The organism is Streptomyces megasporus (assembly GCF_000718985.1).
Lineage (GTDB): Bacteria > Actinomycetota > Actinomycetes > Streptomycetales > Streptomycetaceae > Streptomyces > Streptomyces megasporus.
Genome location: NZ_JODL01000024.1, coordinates 157,790 through 181,045 on the forward strand (window position 1 = coordinate 157,790; position 23,256 = coordinate 181,045).

The following is a 23,256-nucleotide window of genomic DNA, read 5'->3' on the forward strand; positions in this document are numbered from 1 at the left end:
CCGCGTGCCGTTCGAAGGCGAGGGAACCCGTCCGGGTGAGGATGGGGTCATGCTGCTGGCCGAAGTCGCCCGGGTCTCCCGCCGGGTCGCGGAGACCTCCTCGCGCGCGGAGAAGATCGCCCTGCTCGCCGGGCTGTTCCGTGAGGCCGATCCCGAGGACGCCCCGGTCGTCATCACGTACCTGGCGGGCAGGCTCCCCCAGCGCAGGACCGGGGTCGGCTGGAAGTCGCTGAGTCGGCCGGTCCCTCCGGCGGAGGAGCCGTCGCTGTCGGTGTCGGACGTCCACCGGGCCCTCGACGGGATCGCCGCCGTGTCGGGCAAGGGCGCGCAGGCGGAGCGCGGGCGGCTGCTGCGCGGGCTGTTGTCCGCCGCCACCGCCGAGGAGCAGCGCTTCCTCGTCCGGCTGCTCGGCGGCGAGCTGCGGCAGGGGGCGCTGGACGCGTTCGCCGTCGAGGGGTTGGCGGCGGCGGTGGGCGCGGAGCCCGCCGAGGTGCGGCGCGCGGTGATGGTCGGCGGCTCGCTCGGCGCGGTCGCCCGGGCGCTGCTGGCCCGCGGCGCCGGGGCGCTCGCGGAGTTCCGGCTCGACGTGGGACGGCCGGTGCTGCCGATGCTCGCCCGGACCGCCGGGGACGTGGACGAGGCGCTGGACCGGCTCGGACCGTGCGCGGTGGAGGAGAAGCTCGACGGCATCCGCGTCCAGGTGCACCGCGACGGCGCCGACGTGCGGATCTTCACCCGCACCCTGGACGAGATCACCGACCGGCTCCCGGAGGTGGTCGCCGCCGCCCGGGAGCTCGGGGCCGAGCGGGCGGTCCTCGACGGTGAGGTCATCGCGCTGGGCGAGGACGGCCGGCCCAGGCCCTTCCAGGAGGTCGCGAGCCGGGTCGGGTCGCGGCTGGACGTGGCGCGGGCGCGGGCGTCGCTGCCGCTGTCGCCCGTCTTCTTCGACCTGCTGTCGGTCGACGGTCGCGACCTGTTGACGTTGCCGGTCACCGAGCGGTACGCGGAGCTGGTCCGGGTGGTGCCCGAGCCGATGCGGGTCCTGCGCGTGGTCGTGGACGATCCGGGGGACGAGCGGGCCCGGGCGGCGGCCCGGGAGTTCGCCGACGAGGTGCTGATCCGCGGCCACGAGGGCGTGATGCTCAAGGCGCTGGACTCCGTCTACGGCGCGGGGCGGCGCGGCTCGTCCTGGCTGAAGGTGAAGCCGGTGCACACCCTGGACCTGGTGGTGCTGGCCGCCGAGTGGGGGCACGGGCGGCGCACGGGGAAGCTGTCCAACCTCCATCTGGGCGCGCGCCGACCGGACGGTTCCTTCGCGATGCTCGGCAAGACCTTCAAGGGCCTCACCGACGCCATGCTGGCCTGGCAGACCGAGCGGCTGCTCGAACTGGCCACCGACGACGACGGGTTCACGGTGACGGTGCGGCCGGAGCTGGTGGTGGAGATCGCCTTCGACGGGGTGCAGCGCTCCCCGCGCTACCCGGAGGGGGTGACGCTGCGGTTCGCGCGGGTGCTGCGCCACCGGGAGGACAAGACGGCGGCGGAGGCGGACACCGTGGAGACGGTCCTGTCCTACGCGGGGTGAGCCCGGCGGGGCTCCGGCAGGGCTTCGACGGGGTCCCGCCGGCGTCCGGGCGGCACCCCCGTCCGGGCTCCTACCATGGGTGTGTCGGCAGTCCGGCTGGGGCACGGCCGCGTCGGGGAGGAGCCACCGTGACCGAACGCAAACCGCCCGGAGTGAGCTTCGAGACGTGGGTGGACCGGCAGGTCCGCGTGGCGGCCGAACAGGGCGGGTTCGACGACCTGCCGGGGGCCGGCAAGCCCCTTCCCGACCTGGACCGGCCGTACGACGAGCTGTGGTGGGTCAAGAAGAAGATGGACCGCGAGGGGCTGTCCTTCCTGCCGCCGGCGCTCGCGCTGCGCAAGGAGGCGGAGGACGCCCTGGAGGCCGTCTCACGGGCCCCCTCGGAGGCCCGGGTGCGGCGGATCGTGGCGGAGATCAACGAGAAGATCGCCGCGGCGCGCAGGATGCCGCCGCCCGGCCCGCCGCTCGGGCTCGCGCCCTTCGACGTCGAGCAGGTGGTGCGCGAGTGGCGCGAGCGGCGTTCCCCGAAGTCCCCCGGAACGGACCGGCCGCACGAGGAGTCACCGCCCCCGCGCTCCCGGTTCAGGCTGTGGCGGGGGCGCCGCCGGGACGACCGTCGGGACCGCCGAGACCGCTGAGATCGCGGGGCGGCGCCGAGGCCGCCGCGCGGAGCGCTCGGGACCAGTCCACGATCCCCGGGTGCGAGTCGACGATCTCCTCGGCGACCTCCCCCGCACGGGCGCGGCCCGCGGGACCGGCCGACGGTTCGGCGCCGGTCCCGCGAGCCGCGGAGACGGTGGGGGGACGGTGGGAAGCCGCTCAGGCCCGCGTGTCGGGGCTCGGCGGCAGGGCGCCGTCGCGGACCACCCCGGCGTACCAGTGGAAGCTCTCCTTGGGGATGCGCCTGCGGGTGGCGTAGTCGACGTACACCGCGCCGAACCGCTTGCTGTAGCCGTATCCCCACTCGAAGTTGTCCAGCAGGGACCACAGGAAGTAGCCGCGGACGTCCACTCCCGCCTCGATGGCCCGGTGCACCGCGGTGAGGTGGCCGTGCAGGTAGGAGATCCGCTCCGGGTCGTGCACCCGGCCCTCGGGGTTGACGTAGTCGTCGAACGCAGCCCCGTTCTCGGTGATCACCAGCGGCAGGTCGGGGAAGTCCCCCTTCACCCGCAGCAGCAGCTCGTACAGCCCGTCGGGGTCCACCGACCAGCCCATGGCCGTGGTGGAGCCGGGCGATCGGTGGAACGCCACGTCGTCGCCGCCCGGCCAGGGGCTGTGGTCGCTCACGCCGTGCCCGTCGGCGTTGTGGGAGCCGGGCCCGGAGGCGGCGGAGACGAGGGTGGGGCTGTAGTAGTTGACGCCCAGGAAGTCGAGGGGGCGGTGGATGGCCTCGGTGTCGCCGTCGCGCACGAACGACCAGTCCGTGAGGTGCGCGGTGTCCCGCAGGACGTCCTCGGGGTACTCGCCGCGCAGCATGGGGCCGGTGAAGACCCGGTTGGCCACGCCGTCGATGCGGCGGGCCGCGTCGCGGTCCGCGTCGTCGTCGGTCAGGGGCCGCACGTGGTGGAGGTTGAGCGTGACGGACGTCCGGGCGCCGTCCGGCAGTCGGTCGCGCAGGACGCCGGTGCCCAGGCCGTGGGCGAGGTTGAGGTGGTGGGCGGCGCGCAGCGCGTCCACCTGGTCGGTGCGGCCGGGGGCGTGGACGCCGGAACCGTAGCCGAGGAAGGCGCTGCACCAGGGCTCGTTCAGGGTCGTCCACGTCGTCACGCGGTCGCCGAGGGCGTCGGCGACGAGCCCCGCGTACTCGGCGAAGCGGTACGCGGTGTCGCGCTCCGGCCAGCCGCCGGCGTCCTCCAACTCCTGGGGGAGGTCCCAGTGGTAGAGGGTGACGACGGGCGTGATCCCCTTCTCCAGCAGCTCGTCCACCAGGCGGCTGTAGAAGTCCAGCCCCTTGGCGGAGGCGGGGCCCCGGCCGGTGGGCTGGACGCGCGGCCAGGAGACGGAGAAGCGGTAGGCGCCCACGCCGAGGTCGGTCATGAGCGCGACGTCCTCGCGCCAGAGGTGGTAGTGGTCGCAGGCGGTGTCGCCGGTGTCCCCGTTGCGCACCTTGCCGGGCGTGCGGGAGTAGGTGTCCCAGATGGAGGGGGTGCGGCCGTCCTCGTCGGCCGCTCCCTCGATCTGGTAGGCGGCGGTCGCGGCGCCCCAGAGGAAACCGGGCGGGAACGCGCGGACGCCCGGGCTCTCCGGGTGGGGCCGGACGGTGCGGGATGCGGTGGTCAAGGAAGATCCTTCCTGCTCGACGGTGGTGCGCTGGGAGAACGAGGAGAGGCGTTCGGGGGAAACGCGCGGAGGAACGTCAGCCCTTGACGGCGCCCTGCATGATGCCGCCGACGATCTGTCTGCCGAAGACGACGAACATGACCAGCAGCGGGAGAGTGCCGAGCAGGGCACCGGCCATGATGAGCGACTGGTCCCGGATGTAGCCCGAGCTGAGCTGGGTCAGGGCGACCGGGATCGTGGGGTTGGTCATGTCCAGCACGATGAACGGCCAGAAGAAGTCGTTCCAGGCGTGCACGAACGTGATCATGAACAGTACGGCCATCGCCGGTCTGGCGACCGGCAGGACGACGCTCCAGAAGATCCGCAGGCTGTGCGCGCCGTCCACACGACCGGCCTCGACGAGTTCGTCCGGCAGCGCCTCGGACAGGTACTGCCGCATGAAGAACACGCCGACGGCGCTCACCAGGGTGGGGAAGATGACCGCGGGGAGTTTCTGCCCCCATCCCAGCTCGGTCATCATCATGAACAGCGGGACGACACTGAGCTGCGGCGGCACCATCATCGTCCCGATGACCAGCATCAGCAGGATGTTGCGCCCGCGGAAGCGCAGCTTGGCGAAGGCGAAGCCGGCCAGGGTGGCGAAGAGGACGGTGGACAGGGCGATCGTCGTGGCGACGATGAAGCTGTTGGTCAGGGCCTTGCCCATCGCCGCGTCCTCCCACGCGGCCGAGAGGTTCTTCAGCAGGTTCGGCCCCGGCAGGAACGGCGGCGGCGTCTGGGAGACGCGGGTGTTGTCGGTCGAGGCCGCCACCATCGTCCAGTAGAGCGGGAACAGGGAGAGAAACGCCGCCACGGCGAGCAGCGCGTAGGCGACGGGGCCGGCCTTGTGCTGGCGTCCGGCCCCCGGCCGCAGGAGTGGGCGGCGGGGCCGACGGTTTCGGAGCCGGCTTCGGGGCGGGGCGACGCCCGTGAGCGGCTCGAGCGCTTCCGCCCCGGGGCGGGCGGTGTCGGTGGTCATGGGTTTACCGCTCCCTGGTCAGGACGTACGGGACGTGAGGCGCTTGACGAGGCGTTGCAGGACGAAGACGAGGATCAGCAGGGCGAACATCGCCCAGGCGACCGTGGCGGCCCGCCCCATCTCGTAGTTCTTCCAGCCCTCCTCGTAGAGCAGCAGGCCGAGCGTCTGGTACTGGTTGTCCGCTCCGCCGCTGACACCGTTCGGGCCCTGGCCGAAGATCAGCGGCTCGCCGAAGAGCTGGGTGGCTCCGATGGTGGACAGCACGATGGTGAAGACGATCGTGGAGCGGATGCCGGGGATGGTGACCTTGGTGAACTGCTGCCAGCGCGAGGCTCCGTCGATGGCGGCGGCCTCGTACCGTTCCCGGGGGATGGCCTGCATCGCCGCCAGGTACAGCAGGGCGTTGTAGCCGGTCCACCGCCAGATCACGATGGTGGAGATCGCGAACTGGGCGGGCCACTTGCCGCTCTCCCAGTCGATGTTGTCGAATCCGAACAGGCCCAGGAACCAGTTGATCATGCCGAAGTCGCGCTCGAAGAGCATGGTGAACACCAGCGCGGCGGCGCCGATCGAGGTCGCGTAGGGCGTCAGGGCCGCGACCCGGAAGAAGGCCGAGCCCCGCAGGGTGTAGTTGAGCAGGTGGGCCAGGCCCAGGGCCATCAGCAACTGCGGGACGGTGGAGATCACGCCGATGGTGAAGGTGTTCGTCAGCGCGTTCCAGAAGCGTTCGTCCCGCCAGAGCTCCGTGTAGTTCCCGAAGCCCTCCCACTCCATGATGTCCATGGTCGCGAGCTCCACGTCGTGGAGGGAGAGCCAGCCCGTGTAGAGCAGCGGGTAGAAGCTGAAGGCGGCGAAGACGACGAAGAAGGGCGCGATGAACGCGTAGGGCGCCGCCTTGATGTCGAAGCGGTGGAGGAGGGTGCGCCATGCCCGCCGGGGGTTCGCCCGGTCACGGCCGGGGCGCTCCTTTGCGGGGCCGGCCGGGGCGCCCTGCGGCCCGCCGACGCCGGGTGCCGAGGTGGAGGTGGCCACGGAGGGCTTCCTTCCTGGAGTGCGTGGTGGGGAGGGGTCCCCGCCGGCCGCGCGGGAGGGCGCCGGCCGACGGGGACCTCATCGGTGGTCGGGCCGGGTCAGTCGACCGCCTTCCGGATGCGCTCGTCCGTGGTCTTCCAGGCCTCCGCCGGGCTCTTGCCCTGTTCGACGAGTTGGAGGCCCTGGGAGAAGGTGTCCTTGATGGTGCCGTCCTTGGGTCCGAGCACCTGCTCGTCGGGGATCTCCTTGGCGGCCTCGCCGAAGATCTTCCCGATCGGGGCGTCGCTGAAGTACTCGGACGTCGCCCCGGTCACCGCCGGGGTCTCCAGGGCCTTCTCGGAGGAGGGGAAGTTGCCGATCTCCTTGAAGATGTGCTCCTGCTGCTCCGGGGCGGTCAGCCAGGCCACCAGCTTCTCGGCCTCCTTCTTCACCGGGCTGTTCTCCATCACCCCGAGGAAGGAACCGCCCCAGTTGGCGCCCTTGGGGGCCTTGGCCACGTCCCACTTGCCCTTGTTGGCCGCGCCGGCCTTCTCGCTGATGTGGGCGAGCATCCACGCCGGGCAGACGGCGGTGGCGAAGGTGCTGTTGGCCAGTCCGGGGTCCCAACCGGGCTGGAACTGACGCAGCTTGGCCGTCAGTCCTTCGGTGGCGGCCTCCGAGGCCAGGTCCCAGGCTTCCTTGACGACCGGGTTGTCCTGGTGGATCAGGTCGCCGGACTTGTTGTAGAACTGCTCGGAGTGGCCGTAGATCATGGCGTTGAACAGGCCGCTGGCGCTGTCCATGTAGGCGACGCCGTCACCCTTGAACCCGGCCTTGAACTCCTTGCCGACCTCGACGTACTTCGCCCAGTCGCCCTCCCACAGCGCGGCGACCTCCTCGCGGTCGGTGGGCAGGCCCGCCTTCTCGAACATGTCCTTGCGGTAGCAGACCGCCATGGGTCCGATGTCCGTGCCCAGGCCGATGACCTTGCCGTCGCCGGTGGTGACCTGGTTCTGCTTCCACGGCAGGAAGTGGTCGGTGTCGGGGACGGCGGAGAGGTCGGCGAACTTGTCCGCCCGGGTGTCGGCGAGCTCCTTGGCGCGGCCGATCTCTATGCCCTGGATGTCCTTCAGTCCGCTGCCGGCGGCGAGTCGGGTCTGCAGCGCCGTGTAGTACGTCTGCTCGTCGCCGGCCACCTCGGCCTCGATGAGGATGTCGGGGTTCTCCTTCATGTACTTCTCGAGGAGCCCGGTCTCCTTGATGCCCATGACGCCGAACAGGCCCATGGTGACGACGGTCTTGCCGTCCTTCGTCCGTGCGTCGCCGCCGTCGTCCCCGCCCGAACAGCCCGCGACGAGCGTGAGGGCTGCGACCGAGACCGCGGCTACGACTCTTGTACCGAACAGCTTGCGGGATCTGCCCATGGCGTCCTCCTTGCGGCGGCGTGGGAGCGCCGCGATGTGAACTCGTCGTGGCCGTCCGGTGCGAGACGGCGGGATGGAATCGTTCCCACCCGCGTGTGGGAGCGTTCCCATCAGGTTGTGGAAGACTCCCCGTCCACAGGACCGATGTCAAGAAGAGAAGACGATTCCGTTTCGACAGCGGGGCCGGGCGAGCCGCCTCGACGGCGGGCTCGACCCCGTCCTCTGACACAATGCGCAGGTGAGCGCCGTGCCCGGCGCGACCGGGGCGAGGAAGGCGGTGAAGCCATGGGGGCCACGCAACGGCCAACCATTAAAACCGTGGCTGCGCGGGCCGGAGTGGGACGCACCACCGTCTCCCGAGTCCTCAACGGCTCCCCCCTCGTCAGCGACGAGGCCCGGGCGGCGGTGCAGGCGGCGATCGCCGAACTCGGCTACGTCCCCAACTCCGTGGCCCGGTCCCTGGTCACCAGCAGGACCGACTCCATCGCCCTGGTCGTCCCCGAATCGGAGAGCCGACTGGGGTCGGAGCCCTACTTCTCCGCCGTGATCCGCGGTGTGAGCGGCGGTCTGGCCGGCACCCAGATCCAACTGCTGCTCACCCTCGTCCGGGACCGGCGCGAGCTGGACCAGCTCACCCGCTTCCTCACCGCGCGCCGTGTGGACGGCGTCCTGCTGGTCTCGGTGCACCGCGACGACCCGCTGCCCGGCCTGCTGGAGGAGCTCGGGGTGCCGACCGTGCTGGCCGGCCGCCGGTCCCCCGCCGAGTCGCTGAGCCACGTCCACTCGGACAACGTCGACGGCGCGTCCCGGGCCGTCCGCCACCTGGTGGACCGGGGGCGGACCGAGATCGCGACCATCACCGGCCCCTTGGACATGGACGTCGCCCACAGCCGGCTGCGGGGTTGGCGGGAGGCCCTGCGGGATGCCGGTCGGGAGGCCGACGAATCCCTGGTCGCTCCCGCCGACTTCACCGAGGAGGGTGGCCGCGCCGCGATGCGCGTCCTCCTGGAGCGCCGCCCCGGACTGGACGCGGTCTTCGTCGCGTCGGACGTGATGGCCGCGGGTGCGCTCGCCGAGCTGCGCGGGCACGGCCGACGGGTTCCGGACGACGTGGCGGTGGTCGGCTTCGACGACTCGATCGTCGCCCGGCACACCGATCCGCCCCTGACCAGCGTGCGTCAGCCGGTGGAGGAGATCGGCCGGACGATGACCGAGCTGCTGCTCCGGGAGATCGCCGAACCGGGAAGCGCCCGACGGAACGTGGTCCTCCCCACCTCGCTCGTCGTCCGCGACTCCACCTGACGCCGCGTCACCGCCCCTTCGTGCTCTCCCTTCAAGCCCTGCCGTCACGCCCGTTTCCGACGTGCTTTCACAACATCTCCATCGCTCCGGCCCCACCCGATGCGCACTTTCCCGGACGGCGGCGGTCCCGCCCTGGCAGCATGGGGCTCCACCCGGTGGAGTCCGATGGAGTACCGCCCTGTTCCCCGACGCTTTCCAGGCGGGAAGGTTGTGAAGGCCCGAATGAGCCAGGCCAAGGAGCCGCTGTCCAGCGTGGTCGACGTCAACGTCCCCACGGCCGCACGCATGTACGACTACTACCTGGGCGGCAAGAACAACTACGCCGTCGACCGCGAGGCGGCCGAGGAACTCCTCAAGGTGGTTCCCAGCACCCAGGCGCTGGCCCTCAACAACCGCCGCTTCCTGCAGCGCGTGGTGCGCGTCCTGGCCGAGGAGTACGGCATCCGGCAGTTCGTCGACCACGGCTCCGGCCTGCCCACCCAGGACAACGTCCACCAGGTCGCACAGCGTGTGGACGAGGACTGTCGCGTGGTCTACGTGGACAACGACCCGATCGTCCTGGCGCACGGCCGCGCCCTGCTGGAGGAGAACGAGCGGACCGCCGTCATCCAGGCGGACATGCGCGACACCGACGGCATCCTCGACCACCCGGACACCCTCCGGCTGATCGACTTCGACCGGCCGGTCGCGGCGCTGTTCAACTCCGTGCTGCACTGCATCCCCGACTCCAGCGATCCGGCCGGCCTGGTGAAGAAGGTGGCGGACCGGCTGGCGCCGGGAAGCTTCCTCGTCATCTGCCAGTTGGTCAGCGAGGACGCCGAGACGCGCAGGGCCGTCACCGAGTTCATGGACAAGAGCACCGGTGGCAACTGGGGCAGGGTGAGGGAGCCGCGGGAGGTGCACCGGTTCTTCGAGGGGCTGGAGATCCTGGAGCCCGGCCTGGTGGAGGTCTCCACCTGGCGGCCCGACTCCGATCTCGGCCCGCGGCAGCGGACCTGGGAGTGGCAGGAGTACGGGGGCGTCGGCCGCAAGCGCTGATCCGCCGCCCGTCCACGGACGCGCGGGGCCCGTCCCTCCGAAGTCGCCCGGAGGACGGGTCCCGCGGGCGTTCGCGGCGGGTCCCGCGAATCAGCCGGATCAGCCGAGCCCGTCGAGGAGTTCCCCGAGGAACTTCACGCTGCGCGCGGGCGTCTCGGCCGCGGCGCAGAGCCTGTCCATGATCGACAGGTAGTGGTCGACGTCCTCCTCCTTGTCCAGGTAGAGGGCGCTGGTCAGTTGTTCGAGGTAGACGACGTCGGGCAGGTCCGGCTCCGGGAAGCGGAGGATGGTCACCGGGCCGCCCGCCGCGGCCAGGCCGCCGATGTCGAAGGGCGCCACCTGCAGCGTGACGTTCGGCCGCTTCGACATCTCGATCAGGTGGCGGAGTTGATCGCGCATCACCTCGACGCTGCCCAGCGGGCGGCGCAGCGCCGCCTCGTCGAGGACGGCCCACAGGCGGGGCGCGTTCTCCCCCACGAGCAGTTCCTGACGCTCCATGCGCAGCCGGACGCGGCGCTCGTTCTCCTCGGCGGAGGCTCGGGGGTGGCCCAGGAGGATCACGGCGCGGGCGTAGTCCTCGGTCTGGAGGAGGCCGGGGATGAACTGCACCTCGTAGGTGCGGATCATCGCCGCGGCCTCTTCCAGGCCGATGTGCCTGTCGAACCAGCCGGGCAGGACGTCGCTGTACCGGTGCCACCAGCCGCGTGTGCCGGTCTTGCGGGCGAGGGCGAGGAAGTCCGCCCGCTCCTCCTCGTCCAGCACCCCGTAGAGCGTGAGCAGGTCCGCCACGTCGCGCTCCTTGCAGGCACCCTGGCCCCGCTCCAGGCGGCTGATCTTGGCGCTGGAGCCGCGGATCGCCTTGGCCGCCTCGTCGAGGCCGATGCCGCGCTCCTTGCGCAGCCGTCGCAGTTGGGCGCCGACCACCAGGCGCAGGACCGTCGGGCTCCCCTTGGGGTGCTCGATGTAGCGCTTTATCGACAAGGAGTGGCTCGACTCGGCGGCCATGCTCGCTCTCCTGGGTGAAGGGACAGGCACTCAGTGTGCCACCGCCCGCGCCGTCCCGTACAGCGACCGCTCCTTTCGGGGGGCGGTTCGCTCGGCTTTCCGGTGGTCCCTCGCCCGGGTCGTCCCGCTTCGGCTCGGCTCACCCGACCATGTCGTCGAAGTCGCCGTCCTTGGCGCCCTGGAGGAAGGCGATCATCTCCTCACGGGTGTAGACGAGGGCGGGCCCGGCGGGGTGACGGGAGTTGCGCACCGCCACCGCGCCGTCCGGCAGCGCCGCCAGTTCGACGCAGTTGCCGTTGGGGTTGCTGCGGTGACTCTTCCGCCACGTCGCGCCCTCGATCTCCGTGGCCCGCATGCCGTTGACGATCTGCTGCATTGTCGCCCCTCACCGGTCACGGCCCCGCGCTGTCACCCTCGGAACGGGTCGCGACCTTGACGTTCCGTTACCGTGCGTACGCATGTCACAGCGAATGCAATGGCATCTGTAAGTGCAGATGCATTTGCAGCGACGTGTGACAGTCGAGGATGGTAGCCCCGACAAGGCCGTTCCCGTGCCGGTTTCCCACAGGAACCACCGCGCGGATCATCGGGCCGCCGCCGTCACCGGCGCGTCATCGGCGTGTCATCGGTGTTCCTCCGGCCCGGTCCGGGACGGCTCCGGGGCCGTGTCGAAGGGCCTCGCCGGAAGCCAGAACTCGACGGTGGTGCCCCCGTGGGGCTCGTTGCGCATCCTCCACCAGCCGCCGGCCGCCTCGGCCCTCTCCCGCATCTCCAGCAGCCCGAAGTGTCCCCGGCCGTCGCCCGTGCGGGGCGGCGCGCCGACCCCGGCCCCGTCGTCGGTGACCCGCGTCAACACGCCTCCCCCGACCGATGCCAGGGAGAGGTCGACCGTGCCGGCCCGGGCGTGCCGATGCACGTTGACCAGCGCCTCCTGACAGATCCGGAAGACGGTGACGGCCGTCTCGGGCGACGGCTCGCACTCCAGGGCGGCGTGGAACGAGTGGCGCAGTCCCCAGGCGTCGGCCATCTCCGCCAGATGGCCGGAGAGCGCCTCCGCCAGTCCGTTCCGGTCGATCTCCGGAGGCCGCATCCGGAAGACGAGGTTCCGCAGGCGTGCGACGGCCTCCCGCACCGACTCGTCGAGCCCGCGCAGTTCGTCGGCGTACTCCTCGGGCAGTCGCTCGGCCAGCAGGTGCAGCCGCATGCCGACGGCGACCATGGCCTGGACGGAGTCGTCGTGGACGTCCCAGGCAATCCTGCGGCGCTCCCTCTCCTGCGCCTCCACCAGGTGGACGAAGAGGCGGCGGCCCTCGGTGAGGGCCCGTTCGGCCGAGCGCCGCTCGGTCAGGTCGCGGGTGACCTTGCCGAAGCCCCGCAGCACGCCCTCCTCGTCGAAGAGCGCCGTGATCACCACGTTCGCCCAGAAGAGAGAGCCGTCCGCCCGGACGCGCCACCCCTCGTCCTCCAACCGCCCCTCCGCGACGGCGATCTCCAGTTCGCGGTCCGGTTTGCCCGCCGCCACGTCCTTGGGCGGGTAGAAGGTCGAGAAGTGCCTGCCGACGATCTCCTCGGCCCGGTACCCCTTGATCCGCTCCGCCCCGGCGTTCCAGCTCACCACCCGGCCCTCGGTGTCCAACATGAAGATCGCGTACTCCAACACCCCCTGCACCAACAGGTGGACGGGAGCGCTCGGCGGGAGCGCCGCGGACGCGTCGGGGTCGGGTTCGGGGTCGGGACCGGGGAGTCGGGGCCGGACGGGCATGCCGTAGAGCCTGGCACGGCGGGGTGTCACATCGCGAGTCCCGGAGCCGAACCGATCCGCCGTTGGCCCCGGTCCCGGTGCTCGCGGCCGGAGTCCGACGGCGCTTCGTCGAAGACCATCTCGCACCACACCGTCTTCCCGGAGCCCCGGCCGGACACCCCCCACGCGGCCGCGAGCCGCGCGACCAACGTCAGGCCCCAGCCGCCGTCCGGCCCGGGGGTCCGGGGCTCCGGGAAGGCCGGGCTTCCGTCGCTCACCTCGACCCGAATCCGCCGCGCGTCCCCCTCCAGGCGCAGCGTCGGGGCGCCGCACCCGTGGCGCAGGGCGTTGGACGTCAGCTCGGAGACCACCAGCACGACGTCCTCGAAACGCCCTCGGTAGGCGCATCCGTCCAACAGTTCGCGGGTGAGGTCGCGTGCCCGCGCCGCGCTGTCGCCGCTCCTCGGCAGACGCGACTCGACACGGTGGACCGCGGACCTGGCTTCCATGCCGCCCACCGTCCGTCATCCGGAGCCGCCGTGCGAGACGCAAACGCCTCGCACGGCGGGGTGCGTACGCGGTGTCGCCCCTGGTGCGTGTGCACCACGGGCCCATGGGTCATGGGTCAGTCGAGCAGTTCCTCCCGGCGGGCGATCGCCACCGCCTCCAGTTTCGAACGCGCCCCGAGCTTCTCCAGGACCCGTTGGACGTGGTTGCGCGCCGTGTTGTGGGCGACGCCCAGACGTTCGCCGACCTCTCCGGTGCTGAGCCCCTCGGCCAGCAACAGCAGCGTCTCGCGCTCCCTGGGGGTCAGGGTCGCCCCGACGGCGGGCGCCCGGCCGGTCAGTCGGTCGAGGGCCCCGCCCAGCAGTCCCGGGGCGAACACCACCTCGCCCGCGGCCACCTGCCGCACCGCGGCCTCCAGTTCGTCCAGTCGGGAGGACTTCAGCACCAGCCCGGCCCCGCCTGCCTCGATCACCCGGGTGGCCACCGACGCCGTCGCCTCGCCGGTCAGCACCAGCACCCGGGTGTGCTCCGCCTCCTCCCGGAGCCGTCCGATCGCCGACACCCCGTCGCCGTCCGGCAGCCGGCGGTCCAGCACCACGACATCGGGTCGGCAGCGCCGGGTGGCGGCGAGGGCGGAGGCGATCGACCGCGACCGCGCCACGACCTCCATGCCCGACGCCCGGTCGAGCGCCATGCCGATCGCCTCCGCCACCATGTCGTGGTCCTCGACGAGGACCACCCGGATCGGCCTGGGCAGGAGCGACGTCGGCTGTGACGGCATGGAGGCGTGTCCCTCGGCGGTGGGCGCTGACGCGAACTCCTCGATGGTAGCCGTCGGTTCCGACGGGCCGCGGCGCGGACGCGACGGGCCGAACCGCCGGTGTTCACGGGGAACACCGGGGTGAAGTCGCCCTCCGGGAGCGCTACTGTCGAGGCAGGCGACAGGCCGGGACCGAGACGAGGTGGCCGATGACAGCCGTCGACGGGCTCCACACCGCCGTCCTCTCCTCCGACGGACGGACGATCGTGTCCGTGTCGGGCGAGGTCGACGTCACCACCGTTCCGCGGCTGCGACACGCCCTGGACACCGCCCTGACCCGCGGATCCCGCGCGATCGACGTGGACTTCGGCGCCGTTCCGTTCTGCGACTGCTCCGGCGTGAACGTCCTGCTGGGGGCCTGGCACCGGGCCCGTGCCGGCGGTGTTCCCCTGCGGGTGACCGGGGCGGAGGCGCCGGTCGTCGTCAGACTGTTCCAAGTGCTCGGGGTCGAGCGACTGCTGGCGTCGAGGCCGCCCCCCTGACGGCCCACGGGCCGGCGCGGTCCCGTGCGCCCGGAGGCCGGACGGGACCGCGCCGCGTGGGAGCGCGTGGAGGTGGCGGACGTCAGGCCGCGGTGGCGGTGCAGTCGACCGTCGCCGAGGAGGACCCGCCGGACGCCAGGAAACCGAAGGACGTGCCGCTCCCCACGGGGAGCGCCCCGTTCCAGGAGGTGTTGCGCACCGTGCCGGTGCCGGTGTCCAGGGTGCCGTTCCAGACCTGGGTGATCCGTCCGCCGGCGTCCGGGGCGATCCGCACCGACCAGCCGGTCAGCGGAACCGTCCCGGTGTTGCGGACCGTCACCTCGCCCTGGTAACCGCCCTGCCAGGTGGACGTCGCCCGGAACGAGGCCGTGCAGGCGGCCTCTCCCTCCCCCGGCTCGCCCGGCTCGCCCGGTTCCTCGGGGTCGCCCGGCTCGCTCCGGTCCAGGAGGTCCGCCAGGGCGGGGTACCAGCGCGCGGCGATCTTCTCGTCGCCGGAGGCGTTGGGGTGGACCCCGTCGTAGGTGTCGCTCGCGGTGCTGAAGCCGGTCCACTGGTCGACGGCGATCACCGGGGAGTTCGCGGTGCTCTTGCTCCGCGCCCAGGCCGGAATCCGCTCGTTGAGCGCGACCACGCGCCGGCCGCACTCGCCGCAGGTGGCGGGGTTCATCGGGATGATCTGCGCGACCAGGACCTTCGTGTTCGGGTTGCTCGCCCGCATCTGGTCCACCAGCGTGCCGTAGGCGGCGAGGATCGCGTCGGGCGACCGGTTGCTCCAGACGTCGTTGGTCCCGAAGTGCATGACAACGATGTCCGGCCGAGTGACGGAGAGCCAACCGGGAAGCAGGTTCCGGCTCGCCACATCGGTCACCAGGGCGCCGCCGTGGCCCTCGTTGTCGCCGTCGTGAGGCTGCCCGCAGCCCTGGGGGCCGAGCGTGCCCACGAAATCGATGTCCGTGTATCCGGCGCTCTGGAGCCGGTTCCACAGCAACGAGCGCCAGCAGCCGGGCGAACCGGTGATGGAGTCCCCCAGCGGCATGATCCGCACCGGCTCCGCGGCGACCTTCGCGGAGGCCGCCGCCGGGGCGGCGTTCGCGGTCGCCGGTCCGGCTCCGAGGAGCCCCAGGGTCAGCGTCAGGGCGGCCAGGACCGCCCGTAAGAGGTGTCTGTTGCGCATGACGTTCCTTCCGACAGGATGGGAGCGCTCCCATCGGGGAACATCAAGCCACCGCGTCGACGGGGCGTCAAGAACCCGCGCCCCGGCTCCCGCCCTCGGCCGGCCGTGAGCTCTCCCGGACCACCAGCCTGTGCGGGACGGTGATGCGCTGGGGCGGGACCGTGCCCTTGAGGCCGCCGCCGGGGCTGTACACGCGGTCGGCCAGGCACTGCAGGGCCCGCTCGGCGATCTGCGCCTTGTCCGGACTGACGGTGGTCAGCGACGGATTCGAGAAGCGGCCGTCCTCGATGTCGTCGAAGCCGACCACGGCGAGGTCCTCGGGGACCCGGACACCTCGGTCGCGCGCGGTGCGCATGATGCCCAGCGCCAGTTCGTCGCTGAAGGCGAAGACCGCGTCGGGGGCCGGCCCGCCGCGGTCGAGCAGCTCCTCCATCGCCCGCGCGCCGGCGGTGCGGTGGAGCGTGGGCACCGGCACCTCCAGGACGGGGTCGGGGGTCAGGCCGGCCCGGCGCAGGGCTTGGCGGTAGCCGGTCAGACGCTGCTCGGCGGTGCCGTTGCGCAGCTCCGGCTGCGGCCCGATCGCCGCGATCCGGCGGCGCCCGGTCTCCACCAGGTGACGGGTCGCCTCGTCGGCCGCCAGGACGTTGTCCACCGCCACGTGGTCCGCGACCTGCCGGGGGTCGCGCTCCCCCAGCAGCACCATCGGCGTGGAGCCCGCCTCCTTCGACAGCTCCGACGCGTCCAGCGCCCACGGGCTGATGATCAGGCCGTCGACGATCGGGGCGTGCGTCCCCTTCAGCAGACGGCGTTCCTCGTCGGCGCGGCCGTGCGTCTGGTCGATGATGACCGTCCAGGAACGGCGTTGCGCGGCCTCCACCAGAAGCCCCGCCAACTCCCCGAAGTAGGGCGAGTGGATCTCGGGAATCACCAGCCCGATCAGTCCGGTGCGCCCGGCCCGCAGACTGCGGGCCGCCAGGTTGGGGCGGTACCCCAACTCGTCCAGGGCCTGTTGGACGCGCACGCGGGTCTTCTCGGAGACGGAAGCCGAGCCGTTGACGACGTTCGACACGGTACGGACGGACACTCCCGCGCGTGCGGCGACATCTTTCAGGCTGCTTCTCACGCGGCCATGGTCCCACGCCTCCTCGGCGATCCGGGACGGGCACGGAGCCGGCGCACGGGCGGCGCACGGGCGACGAGCGGGGGACGCACGGGCGACGCACGAGAGACGCCGCTGTGACATGGATCACCGAGGAATGCCCGGTCACCCCTATTGCAACGTTGCATGCAACATCGGAACATAGCCGCGATCCATCACCGCCAAGGGAGGCAGAGATGACGGCAGCTACGGACCACACGCCGGCGGTGGACGTCTCGGCGGACGTCGAGACGCTCTACCGGGACGGCATCACCGCGCGGAAGGGCGCCTTCGCCCCCGAGTGGGCCGACCGGCTCGGCGAGGACATCGACGCCGCGTTCAAGGAGGCCCTCGCCCGCCCCGGAGGCGCCGTCGGCCGCGGCCCCAACCGCTACTACGTCGAGATCCACCCGGAGCAGATCCGCGACTTCGTCGGCCTGGTGGACCACCCGTGGGTGCGCTCCCTGTGCACGGCCGTCCTCGGTCCCGACTACCGGATCGTCGAACTCGGCTTCGACATCCCCCTGGAGGGCGCCGTCAACCAGCCCTGGCACCGGGACTTCCCGATGCCCGAGGAGACCCGCGAGGAGCGTCGCTACACCTCGCTCGCCTTCAACGTCACCACGGTCGACACCGAGGAGGACATGGGGCCGTTCGAGATCGCCCCCGGGACGCAGTGGGACGACAGCCCCGAGTTCGACCACGGGATGTTCCCGCCGAAGTCCGACTACGCGCGCTACGAGGAGCTGGCGGTGCGCAAGTACCCCAAGCGCGGCGACATCTCGGCGCGTTCGGCGCTGACCATCCACCGGGGCACCGCGAACCAGTCCGCCAAGTCCCGGCCGGTCCTGGTGCTCGGCGTCGACGGCCCGGAGGCGAACAACGACGAACGGCACGACATGGCCGTCACCCGGGCCTACTGGGAGTCCCTCCCCCAGCGTGTGCGGGACCACCTCGCCTGCCCCGTGGTGGACGAGCTGACCCCCATCACGCAGAAGCACACCATCGAGGGTCTGGTCATGGGCGATGCCTGAGGAGACGACCGGCCGGGGCGCCACGGGCCTGCGGGTGGCGCCGGCCGCCGGGTCCGCGGGCGGCGCCGGACCCGAGGTCGGCCGCCGCCCCCTCATGGTCTATGCCGTCGCCGCCGTCTCCGCCCTCGGCGGTCTGCTGTTCGGCTACGACACCGGCATCATCTCCGGTGCCCTGCTGTATCTGCGGGAGGACTTCGACCTCTCCTCGCGGGAGCAGGAGATCGTGGTCAGCGTCATCCTCGTGGGCGCCATGGTCGGCGCCCTGCTCGCGGGGAGGCTGTCGCAGCGGTACGGTCGCCGCAAGGTGGTGATGGCCGTCGCCGTGATCTTCGGTGTCGGCGCCGTGGCCGCCGCCCTGGCGCCGGACGTGCTCACGCTGATCCTCTCCCGGTTCGTGCTGGGCCTGGCCGTGGGCGGGGCGTCGAACATGGTGCCCGTCTACATCGCCGAGATGGCGCCCGCGGCCATCCGGGGCCGGCTCATGGTCCTGTTCCAGTTGATGGTCGCGATCGGCCAGCTCATCTCGTACCTGTGCGGGTGGGCGCTGGCCGGCAGCGGCGGCTGGCGGACGATGTTCGGGCTGGCCGTGATCCCGGCGGTCGTGCTGGTCGTCGGCATGGCTCTGCTCCCCGAGAGTCCGCGCTGGCTGGTCGAGCGCGGGCAGCGGGAGACCGCGCGCGCCGTGCTGGCACGGCTGCGCGGGCCCGGTGAGGACGTCGACGCCGAGATCGCCGAGATCGAGGGCATCGCGGCGGCAGGTCGTGACGGGAGGCGCGGCGGGTGGCGGGAGCTGAGCCGTCCCTGGGTGCGTCCGGCGCTGATCGTGGCGATCGGCATCGCGGCGTTCTCCCAGTTGACGGGCATCAACGCGATCGTCTACTACGCGCCGACCGTCCTGGCCGACGCCGGCTTCGGCGACTCGGTGGCCCTGCTGACGGGCATCGGCATCGGGGTGATGCTGGTGATCGCCGGTGTCGCCGGCGCGATCCTGGTGGACAAGGCGGGACGCCGCCGCACGATGCTGTGGTTCCTGCCCGGCTCCGGTCTGGCGATGGCCGTCCTCGCCCTGGCCTTCCTGGGCAACAGCGGTTCGGCCCTCCAGCGGTGGACGGTCGTCCTGTCGCTGTTCGCCTACATCCTCTTCAACGGCATCGGGATGCAGGCGGTCGTCTGGCTGATCGGCCCGGAGGTCCTCCCGCTGTCCGTGCGGGGGCCGGCGACGAGCCTGGCGACCCTGTCCGTGTGGGGCTTCGACCTGCTGATCGCGGTGACCGCGCTCACCATGATCAACAGCATCGGGCGCAGTGGCACGTTCTTCCTCTACGCGCTGATGAACGTGGCCTGCATCGTCTTCGTGGTGCGCAAGGTGCCCGAGACCAGGGGACGGAGCCTGGAGGAGATCGAGCGGGAACTGCTGTCCAAGGCCCGGCCCGCGACCGCGCGGTGAACTCCCCCCACCGCGCACCGAGTGGGCCGCCGTACGCCAGGGCGTACGGCGGCCCACCGTTCTTTTCCGGGGGTTCTCGTCCACCCGCCGTGCCGGTCGTCGTTCGAGGGACGGTGCGGGTCAGTACGGTCGCGCGGCGTCCCGTTGGGCGGGGGTGAGTTTGGACGCCCAGGCCCTCGGGAAGCTGATCCGCTCCGGATCGCCGTCGGAGGTGTACCGCTCGACCTCGCCGTCGCGGAGCCTGTCCAGCCACGTCGTCGAACCGTACGAGGCGTCCGGGCCGGTGGTGTCCTGCGAGCGGATGCGGGGAACGGCCCCGGGGTCGAAGTCGGTGGAGTGGGGCGAGGGCGCGGGGCCGGCGCCGGCCAGGTAGACGCCCTGGTGCCGGTAGCGCACGCCGCCGTGCTCGCCCTCCAGCGCGAGGTTCCGGTTCTTGGGCATCGAACCGTAGGGGAGGGCCATCGACACCACCGGAACCCCGGGCAGGGCGTGGGAGATGGCCCACTTGTTGGCCGCGATCTCCCAGCGGACCAACGCGTCGTCGGCCTTCCCCAGGAGGGTGTGTTCGAGGGTGTGGTTGCCGATCTCGAAGCCGTGCTCGTTGAGCCAGTCGAGCGTCCTGCGACCGCCGGGGTCGTCGAAGGGGTCGGCGTTGACGAAGAAGGTCGCCACGGGGCGGAATCCCGGGTGGCGTTCCGCGACGTCCAGCAGGATGCCGACCGCGGTGTCGGGGTCGGGTCGGCCGGCGGCGTCCAGGCGGAACTGGCTGGGGCTGGAGTCGTCGAAGGTGAGGACCACCGGGTGGGCTCCGGCGGGAAGGTCCATCTCCCCGCTCGTGAACTCCCGGGCGGTGACCGGCACATAGCCCTCGCGTGCCAGTCGTTCCAGTTCGGTGCGGAAGTCCTCCGGGGTGCGGTCGTCCACACCTCCGGGGTTCTCCATTATTCGGTGGTACATCAACACGGGGACCACGCCGAGTTCGTTGGCCCCCACCTCCGCCGGGTCGACCGAGCCGGACTCCCCCTCGACTCCGTCCGAGGGCATCAGGGCTCCGTTCCGTCCCGGTTCCTTGGGGGCTCTGTCGTCCATCGGCGCGTTCACGGGCCGCTCTCCGGGCGGTCCGGTGTCGGTGTGGCCGGCCGCCGAGCAGCCGGCGAGCAGTACGGCGAGCGCGGCCAGGACCGCGCGGTTCCCCCGGGGACGTATACGTATGCGCATGGTGCTCTCCGGGCGTCGGGGAGGACGGCGCCCGGCGGTTGCCGGACCGTCTCCTCAAGGCTCCGACAGGATCGCGGTCTTCTCTCGCCGTGTTGCTCCGATCGACGGACGGTGACCGACGGGCGGGGGGCGGCAGACGGTGGGCGGCAAAGCCGCGGGCCCCGCCGGTTCGGCGGGGCCCGCACGGGTTCGGGACCGGGTCAGTCCTTCGGCGGAACGTGGGGCACGGGCAGGACCAGGGCCGCGTGGGCGTGCGCGGGCACGGCCGGGCGGCGCGGGGCCACCGGGCGCACCCGCACGTACGGCTCGCCCTGGTCGGGGCGGGGGTCGGCCTCGCCCTTGTTGGGCCACAGCGACATCGCCCGCTCCGCCTGGGCGGTGATGGTCAGGGATGGGTTGACGCCCAGGTTGGCGGAGACCGCCGAGCCGTCGACCACCGAGATGCCGGGGTGTCCGTGGAGCCGGTGGTAGGGGTCGATGACGCCCTCCTCGCCCAGGCCCTTGGGCTTGCGGTAGGTGCGCAGATCAGGGCCATCAGGTTGGAGCCCCTGCCGTAGCGGACGTTCTCGATGTGGGTGTTCTCGTTGGGGTGGATGGAGGAGGTGATGGCCACGCCCTTGGTGAAGTCCAACTCGGCGTCGGGTCCGCGCTTGCGGCGGTAGCGGCGGGGGAAGGTGAGGGCGCCCACCAGGGCCTCGGAGTTGGTGCGGGTCAGCTCGCCCAGCCGCGGGGAGATCCGCGGCAGGACGCCGGTGTCGCGCATCCGGTGCAGCAGCGTCTGGGTGCCGTAGGTGCCGGCGGCGAGGACGACCCGCCCGTGCACGCCGTCCTCGCCGGTCCCGCCCCGCCGAAGTACGGGTCGGGGACCTCCTGGCCCGGCGCGGCCTTCGTCTTCCCCTCGGCGTCCTCGCCGTCGCCGAAGAAGACGCCGACCGGGCGGTCTCCGTGGTGGTGGGGTTGAGCCGGACCCCCAGCATGCGCTTGGCCTGGTCGTAGTAGGGCTTCAACTCCTCCTGCCAGTCGGTGATGTGGCCCCACTGGCGGTCGCCCCCACCCCGGCGCCCGCCAGGATCATCACCTTGTCCAGCAGGTGGATGCGCTGGATGCCGTACAGGCCCAGCGCCGGGGCCCACAGGTAGTTCCGCAGGCTTTTCGGGCACGGCGGGACCTCCGGGTGGTGCGGCTCTGTCGTTCAGAGGGAGGCGGAACGGGGAGAACGGGGACGGGGGACGGGGACGGGGGAACGGCGAACCTCAGCGGAAGCGGAACGCCTTCATCGCGCGCAGGGAGCGTGACATGAACGCCGCGTACTTCTCGTCGTCCATGCCCAGCGACGGCGCCATGGGCAGGACGCGTTGGTGGGCGACGGTCTGGGCCTCGGTGTACTTGAGGATGCCCTCCGAGCCGTGACGGCGGCCCAGGCCCGAGTCGCCCATGCCGCCCATCGGCGACTGGACGCTGCCGTACGCCGCCGCGTAGCCCTCGTTGATGTTCACCGTGCCGGCGCGCAGTCGGGCGGCGATGCCGTGGGCGCGGCGGGCGCTGCCGGACCAGACGCTGGCGTTGAGCCCGTACGGGGTGGCGTTGGCGAGCGAGACGGCCTCGTCGTCGTCGGTGAAGCGGTGGACCGCGACGACGGGGCCGAAGGTCTCCTCGTCGCAGACGGCCATGGGGGCGGTGACGCCCTCCAGGATCGTCGGCTCGTGGAACAGCGGGCCGACGTCGGGGCGCGGCCTGCCGCCCGCCAGCACCGTGGCGCCCTTGGCGACGGCGTCCTCCACGTGGCGGGTGACGGTCTCCAACTGCCGCCTGGAGACGAGCGAGCCCATGTCGGCGCCGTAGGCGAGGGCGGTGCCCAGGCGCAGGGCCTTGGTGCGGGCGGTGAAACGCTCGACGAAGGCGTCGGCGACGGAGGCGTGGACGTAGAGCCGCTCGATCGAGATGCATAGCTGACCGGCCGACGAGAACGCGCCGCGCACCGCGCCGGCCGCCGCCTTGTCCAGGTCGGCGTCGTCCAGGACGATCATGGCGTTCTTGCCGCCCAGCTCCAGTGAGCAGCCCACCAGGCGGAACGCGGCGCGCTGGGCGACCTCGCGACCGGTCCGGGTGGAGCCGGTGAAGGAGACGTAGTCGGCGTGGTCGACGACCGCCGGGCCGACGACCGGGCCCTCTCCGATGACGACCTGCCAGACGTCGGCGGGCAGTCCCGCCTCGACCAGCAGGGCACGCGCCCACAGGGCGGTCAGGGCCGTCTCGGTGTCGGGCTTCATCACCACGGCGTTGCCCGCGACGAAGGCCGGCAGGGCGTCGCCGACGGACAGCTCCAGGGGGTAGTTCCAGGGTGCGATCTGTCCGACGACGCCCTTGGGGTGGCGCAGCTCGCGCACCCGGGTGAGCACCGGGATGGCGCCGGTGTGGCGCCTGGGGCGCAGGTAGGAGGCGGCCTTGCGGCCGTAGTGCCGGGCGGCGACGGCGACCGCCTGCACCTCCTCGTGCGCGTGCAGCCGCGCCTTGCCGGTCTCCGACTGGACCAGGTCCAGCACCTCGGACTGGCGGCTCAGCAGCAGGTCGTGGAAGCGCAGCAGGACGGCCGCGCGCTCCTTCACGGGGCGGGCGGCCCAGGCCCGCTGGGCCTCGCGGGCACGGGCGAACGCCTCGGCGACGTCCCCGGGCGTGGACTCGGGGAGGGTGGCCAGCTTCTCCTCGGTGAAGGGGGTGTGGCAGGCGGTGCTGCCGCTGCCGACGACGTCCTTGGTCAGGCGGGCGACCAGTGCGTCGGTCACCACGTCCGCGGCGGTGCGGGCGGTGGCGGGGGAAGGGGCGACCGGGTTGCCGTCCGCCGCGTGTGCCGCGCGCGTCCTCCCGGTGGCGATGCCTGGCGATTCCGTCATAGTGCGGAGGGTAGGCCGTATGTCACCCGGTTGGTACCCGGCGGTAACCACTTTTCACGGAATCTGCCAGTGATCACTGGCACATAGGCGGCGTGGAGGGCGTTCCCGGGGCGCGCGGCCCGTGCCGTGCCCCGGGTGTGA

At 72.0% G+C, this 23,256-nt stretch carries 19 protein-coding genes and 2 pseudogenes; 7 read left to right on the forward strand and 14 right to left on the reverse strand.

Going from position 1 to position 23,256, the window contains the following annotated elements; all coding sequences use genetic code 11:
• Positions 1-49: 49 nt before the first annotated feature.
• Together IF47_RS0120020 and IF47_RS0120025 are read left to right on the forward strand one after the other, a co-directional pair.
• Entirely contained in the window at positions 50-1,585 is a 1,536-nt protein-coding gene (locus IF47_RS0120020; RefSeq protein WP_031510253.1) for an ATP-dependent DNA ligase, read from the forward strand.
• Positions 1,586-1,713: 128 nt separating this feature from the next.
• Positions 1,714-2,106, forward strand: a pseudogene (locus IF47_RS0120025) (DnaJ family domain-containing protein); the annotation flags it as partial.
• 298 nt (positions 2,107-2,404) lie between these two features.
• Here the strand turns inward: IF47_RS0120025 and IF47_RS0120030 are convergent.
• The 4 genes from IF47_RS0120030 to IF47_RS0120045 all read right to left on the reverse strand — a co-directional run bounded on the left by IF47_RS0120030 (position 2,405) and on the right by IF47_RS0120045 (position 7,318).
• Positions 2,405-3,865 (reverse strand): GH1 family beta-glucosidase, encoded by a 1,461-nt coding sequence (locus IF47_RS0120030; RefSeq protein WP_031510255.1) that lies wholly within the window; start codon positions 3,863-3,865, stop codon positions 2,405-2,407.
• A gap of 76 nt (positions 3,866-3,941) precedes the next feature.
• Positions 3,942-4,883 carry a carbohydrate ABC transporter permease gene (locus IF47_RS0120035; protein WP_031510256.1) on the reverse strand — a complete coding sequence of 314 codons (942 nt, stop codon included), beginning with the start codon at positions 4,881-4,883 and terminating at the stop codon, positions 3,942-3,944.
• 18 nt (positions 4,884-4,901) lie between these two features.
• The gene (locus IF47_RS0120040; RefSeq protein ID WP_031510257.1) at positions 4,902-5,915 is read right to left on the reverse strand and encodes a carbohydrate ABC transporter permease; all 1,014 of its coding nucleotides are present in this window, start codon (positions 5,913-5,915) and stop codon (positions 4,902-4,904) included.
• 98 nt (positions 5,916-6,013) lie between these two features.
• Positions 6,014-7,318, reverse strand: coding sequence for an ABC transporter substrate-binding protein (locus IF47_RS0120045; protein ID WP_031510258.1), 1,305 nt, complete (start codon positions 7,316-7,318; stop codon positions 6,014-6,016).
• Positions 7,319-7,603: 285 nt separating this feature from the next.
• Between IF47_RS0120045 and IF47_RS0120050 the strand changes: the two genes are divergently transcribed.
• Both IF47_RS0120050 and IF47_RS0120055 read left to right on the forward strand, forming a co-directional pair.
• A complete protein-coding gene (locus IF47_RS0120050; RefSeq protein WP_031510259.1) occupies positions 7,604-8,620 on the forward strand; it encodes a LacI family DNA-binding transcriptional regulator in 1,017 nt (338 codons plus the stop codon).
• A 222-nt stretch (positions 8,621-8,842) separates the two neighbouring features.
• The gene (locus IF47_RS0120055; RefSeq protein ID WP_031510260.1) at positions 8,843-9,658 is read left to right on the forward strand and encodes an SAM-dependent methyltransferase; all 816 of its coding nucleotides are present in this window, start codon (positions 8,843-8,845) and stop codon (positions 9,656-9,658) included.
• Positions 9,659-9,757: 99 nt separating this feature from the next.
• Here IF47_RS0120055 and IF47_RS0120060 read toward each other — a convergent pair whose 3' ends face one another.
• The 5 genes from IF47_RS0120060 to IF47_RS0120080 all read right to left on the reverse strand — a co-directional run bounded on the left by IF47_RS0120060 (position 9,758) and on the right by IF47_RS0120080 (position 13,692).
• Positions 9,758-10,663 carry a helix-turn-helix domain-containing protein gene (locus IF47_RS0120060; protein WP_031510261.1) on the reverse strand — a complete coding sequence of 302 codons (906 nt, stop codon included), beginning with the start codon at positions 10,661-10,663 and terminating at the stop codon, positions 9,758-9,760.
• Positions 10,664-10,802: 139 nt separating this feature from the next.
• Positions 10,803-11,039: a DUF397 domain-containing protein gene (locus tag IF47_RS0120065; RefSeq protein ID WP_031510262.1), complete on the reverse strand. Its 237-nt coding sequence runs from the start codon at positions 11,037-11,039 to the stop codon at positions 10,803-10,805.
• A 246-nt stretch (positions 11,040-11,285) separates the two neighbouring features.
• Positions 11,286-12,425 carry a PAS domain-containing sensor histidine kinase gene (locus tag IF47_RS0120070; protein ID WP_051717940.1) on the reverse strand — a complete coding sequence of 380 codons (1,140 nt, stop codon included), beginning with the start codon at positions 12,423-12,425 and terminating at the stop codon, positions 11,286-11,288.
• Positions 12,426-12,451: 26 nt separating this feature from the next.
• Positions 12,452-12,913 (reverse strand): ATP-binding protein, encoded by a 462-nt coding sequence (locus IF47_RS28025; protein ID WP_051717923.1) that lies wholly within the window; start codon positions 12,911-12,913, stop codon positions 12,452-12,454.
• 116 nt (positions 12,914-13,029) lie between these two features.
• Entirely contained in the window at positions 13,030-13,692 is a 663-nt protein-coding gene (locus IF47_RS0120080) for a response regulator transcription factor (protein WP_031510265.1), read from the reverse strand.
• A 188-nt stretch (positions 13,693-13,880) separates the two neighbouring features.
• Between IF47_RS0120080 and IF47_RS28030 the strand changes: the two genes are divergently transcribed.
• Entirely contained in the window at positions 13,881-14,213 is a 333-nt protein-coding gene (locus IF47_RS28030) for an STAS domain-containing protein (RefSeq protein ID WP_051717925.1), read from the forward strand.
• A gap of 82 nt (positions 14,214-14,295) precedes the next feature.
• On the opposite strand, the gene IF47_RS0120090 is transcribed toward IF47_RS28030, so the two are convergent.
• Complete coding sequence (locus IF47_RS0120090; RefSeq protein WP_031510267.1) at positions 14,296-15,387, reverse strand: GDSL-type esterase/lipase family protein; 1,092 nt, start codon at positions 15,385-15,387, stop codon at positions 14,296-14,298.
• Positions 15,388-15,454: 67 nt separating this feature from the next.
• Positions 15,455-16,510 (reverse strand): LacI family DNA-binding transcriptional regulator, encoded by a 1,056-nt coding sequence (locus tag IF47_RS0120095; protein ID WP_031510269.1) that lies wholly within the window; start codon positions 16,508-16,510, stop codon positions 15,455-15,457.
• Positions 16,511-16,722: 212 nt separating this feature from the next.
• On the opposite strand from IF47_RS0120095, the gene IF47_RS0120100 reads away from it, so the two are divergent.
• Together IF47_RS0120100 and IF47_RS0120105 are read left to right on the forward strand one after the other, a co-directional pair.
• Positions 16,723-17,559 carry a phytanoyl-CoA dioxygenase family protein gene (locus tag IF47_RS0120100; protein ID WP_031510270.1) on the forward strand — a complete coding sequence of 279 codons (837 nt, stop codon included), beginning with the start codon at positions 16,723-16,725 and terminating at the stop codon, positions 17,557-17,559.
• Positions 17,552-19,006, forward strand: a complete 1,455-nt coding sequence (locus tag IF47_RS0120105) for a sugar porter family MFS transporter (protein WP_051717926.1) — start codon at positions 17,552-17,554, stop codon at positions 19,004-19,006. The genes IF47_RS0120100 and IF47_RS0120105 overlap by 8 nt, the downstream gene beginning before the upstream one ends.
• Before the next feature lie 120 nt (positions 19,007-19,126).
• Here IF47_RS0120105 and IF47_RS0120110 read toward each other — a convergent pair whose 3' ends face one another.
• The 3 genes and pseudogenes from IF47_RS0120110 to IF47_RS0120120 form a co-directional block, all read right to left on the reverse strand.
• Positions 19,127-20,224, reverse strand: coding sequence for a polysaccharide deacetylase family protein (locus tag IF47_RS0120110; protein ID WP_051717928.1), 1,098 nt, complete (start codon positions 20,222-20,224; stop codon positions 19,127-19,129).
• A gap of 200 nt (positions 20,225-20,424) precedes the next feature.
• Positions 20,425-21,371: pseudogene (locus IF47_RS29665) on the reverse strand (GMC oxidoreductase); the annotation flags it as partial.
• Between the two features lie 106 nt (positions 21,372-21,477).
• The gene (locus IF47_RS0120120) at positions 21,478-23,115 is read right to left on the reverse strand and encodes a succinic semialdehyde dehydrogenase (RefSeq protein ID WP_031510273.1); all 1,638 of its coding nucleotides are present in this window, start codon (positions 23,113-23,115) and stop codon (positions 21,478-21,480) included.
• Between the last annotated feature and the right edge of the window lie 141 nt (positions 23,116-23,256).

What these genes read in the sequence shown, in the direction of transcription:
- IF47_RS0120020 (WP_031510253.1), top strand. Translation starts at nt 50, where the DNA reads ATGCTGCTGGCCGAAGTCGCCCGGGTCTCCCGCCGGGTCGCGGAGACC.
- IF47_RS0120065 (WP_031510262.1), bottom strand. Translation starts at nt 11,039, where the DNA reads ATGCAGCAGATCGTCAACGGCATGCGGGCCACGGAGATCGAGGGCGCG.
- IF47_RS0120070 (WP_051717940.1), bottom strand. Translation starts at nt 12,425, where the DNA reads ATGCCCGTCCGGCCCCGACTCCCCGGTCCCGACCCCGAACCCGACCCC.
- IF47_RS28025 (WP_051717923.1), bottom strand. Translation starts at nt 12,913, where the DNA reads ATGGAAGCCAGGTCCGCGGTCCACCGTGTCGAGTCGCGTCTGCCGAGG.
- IF47_RS0120060 (WP_031510261.1), bottom strand. Translation starts at nt 10,663, where the DNA reads ATGGCCGCCGAGTCGAGCCACTCCTTGTCGATAAAGCGCTACATCGAG.
- IF47_RS0120120 (WP_031510273.1), bottom strand. Translation starts at nt 23,115, where the DNA reads ATGACGGAATCGCCAGGCATCGCCACCGGGAGGACGCGCGCGGCACAC.
- IF47_RS0120090 (WP_031510267.1), bottom strand. Translation starts at nt 15,387, where the DNA reads ATGCGCAACAGACACCTCTTACGGGCGGTCCTGGCCGCCCTGACGCTG.
- IF47_RS0120100 (WP_031510270.1), top strand. Translation starts at nt 16,723, where the DNA reads ATGACGGCAGCTACGGACCACACGCCGGCGGTGGACGTCTCGGCGGAC.
- IF47_RS0120035 (WP_031510256.1), bottom strand. Translation starts at nt 4,883, where the DNA reads ATGACCACCGACACCGCCCGCCCCGGGGCGGAAGCGCTCGAGCCGCTC.
- IF47_RS0120105 (WP_051717926.1), top strand. Translation starts at nt 17,552, where the DNA reads ATGCCTGAGGAGACGACCGGCCGGGGCGCCACGGGCCTGCGGGTGGCG.
- IF47_RS0120080 (WP_031510265.1), bottom strand. Translation starts at nt 13,692, where the DNA reads ATGCCGTCACAGCCGACGTCGCTCCTGCCCAGGCCGATCCGGGTGGTC.
- IF47_RS0120050 (WP_031510259.1), top strand. Translation starts at nt 7,604, where the DNA reads ATGGGGGCCACGCAACGGCCAACCATTAAAACCGTGGCTGCGCGGGCC.
- IF47_RS28030 (WP_051717925.1), top strand. Translation starts at nt 13,881, where the DNA reads ATGACAGCCGTCGACGGGCTCCACACCGCCGTCCTCTCCTCCGACGGA.
- IF47_RS0120045 (WP_031510258.1), bottom strand. Translation starts at nt 7,318, where the DNA reads ATGGGCAGATCCCGCAAGCTGTTCGGTACAAGAGTCGTAGCCGCGGTC.
- IF47_RS0120055 (WP_031510260.1), top strand. Translation starts at nt 8,843, where the DNA reads ATGAGCCAGGCCAAGGAGCCGCTGTCCAGCGTGGTCGACGTCAACGTC.
- IF47_RS0120110 (WP_051717928.1), bottom strand. Translation starts at nt 20,224, where the DNA reads ATGCGCATACGTATACGTCCCCGGGGGAACCGCGCGGTCCTGGCCGCG.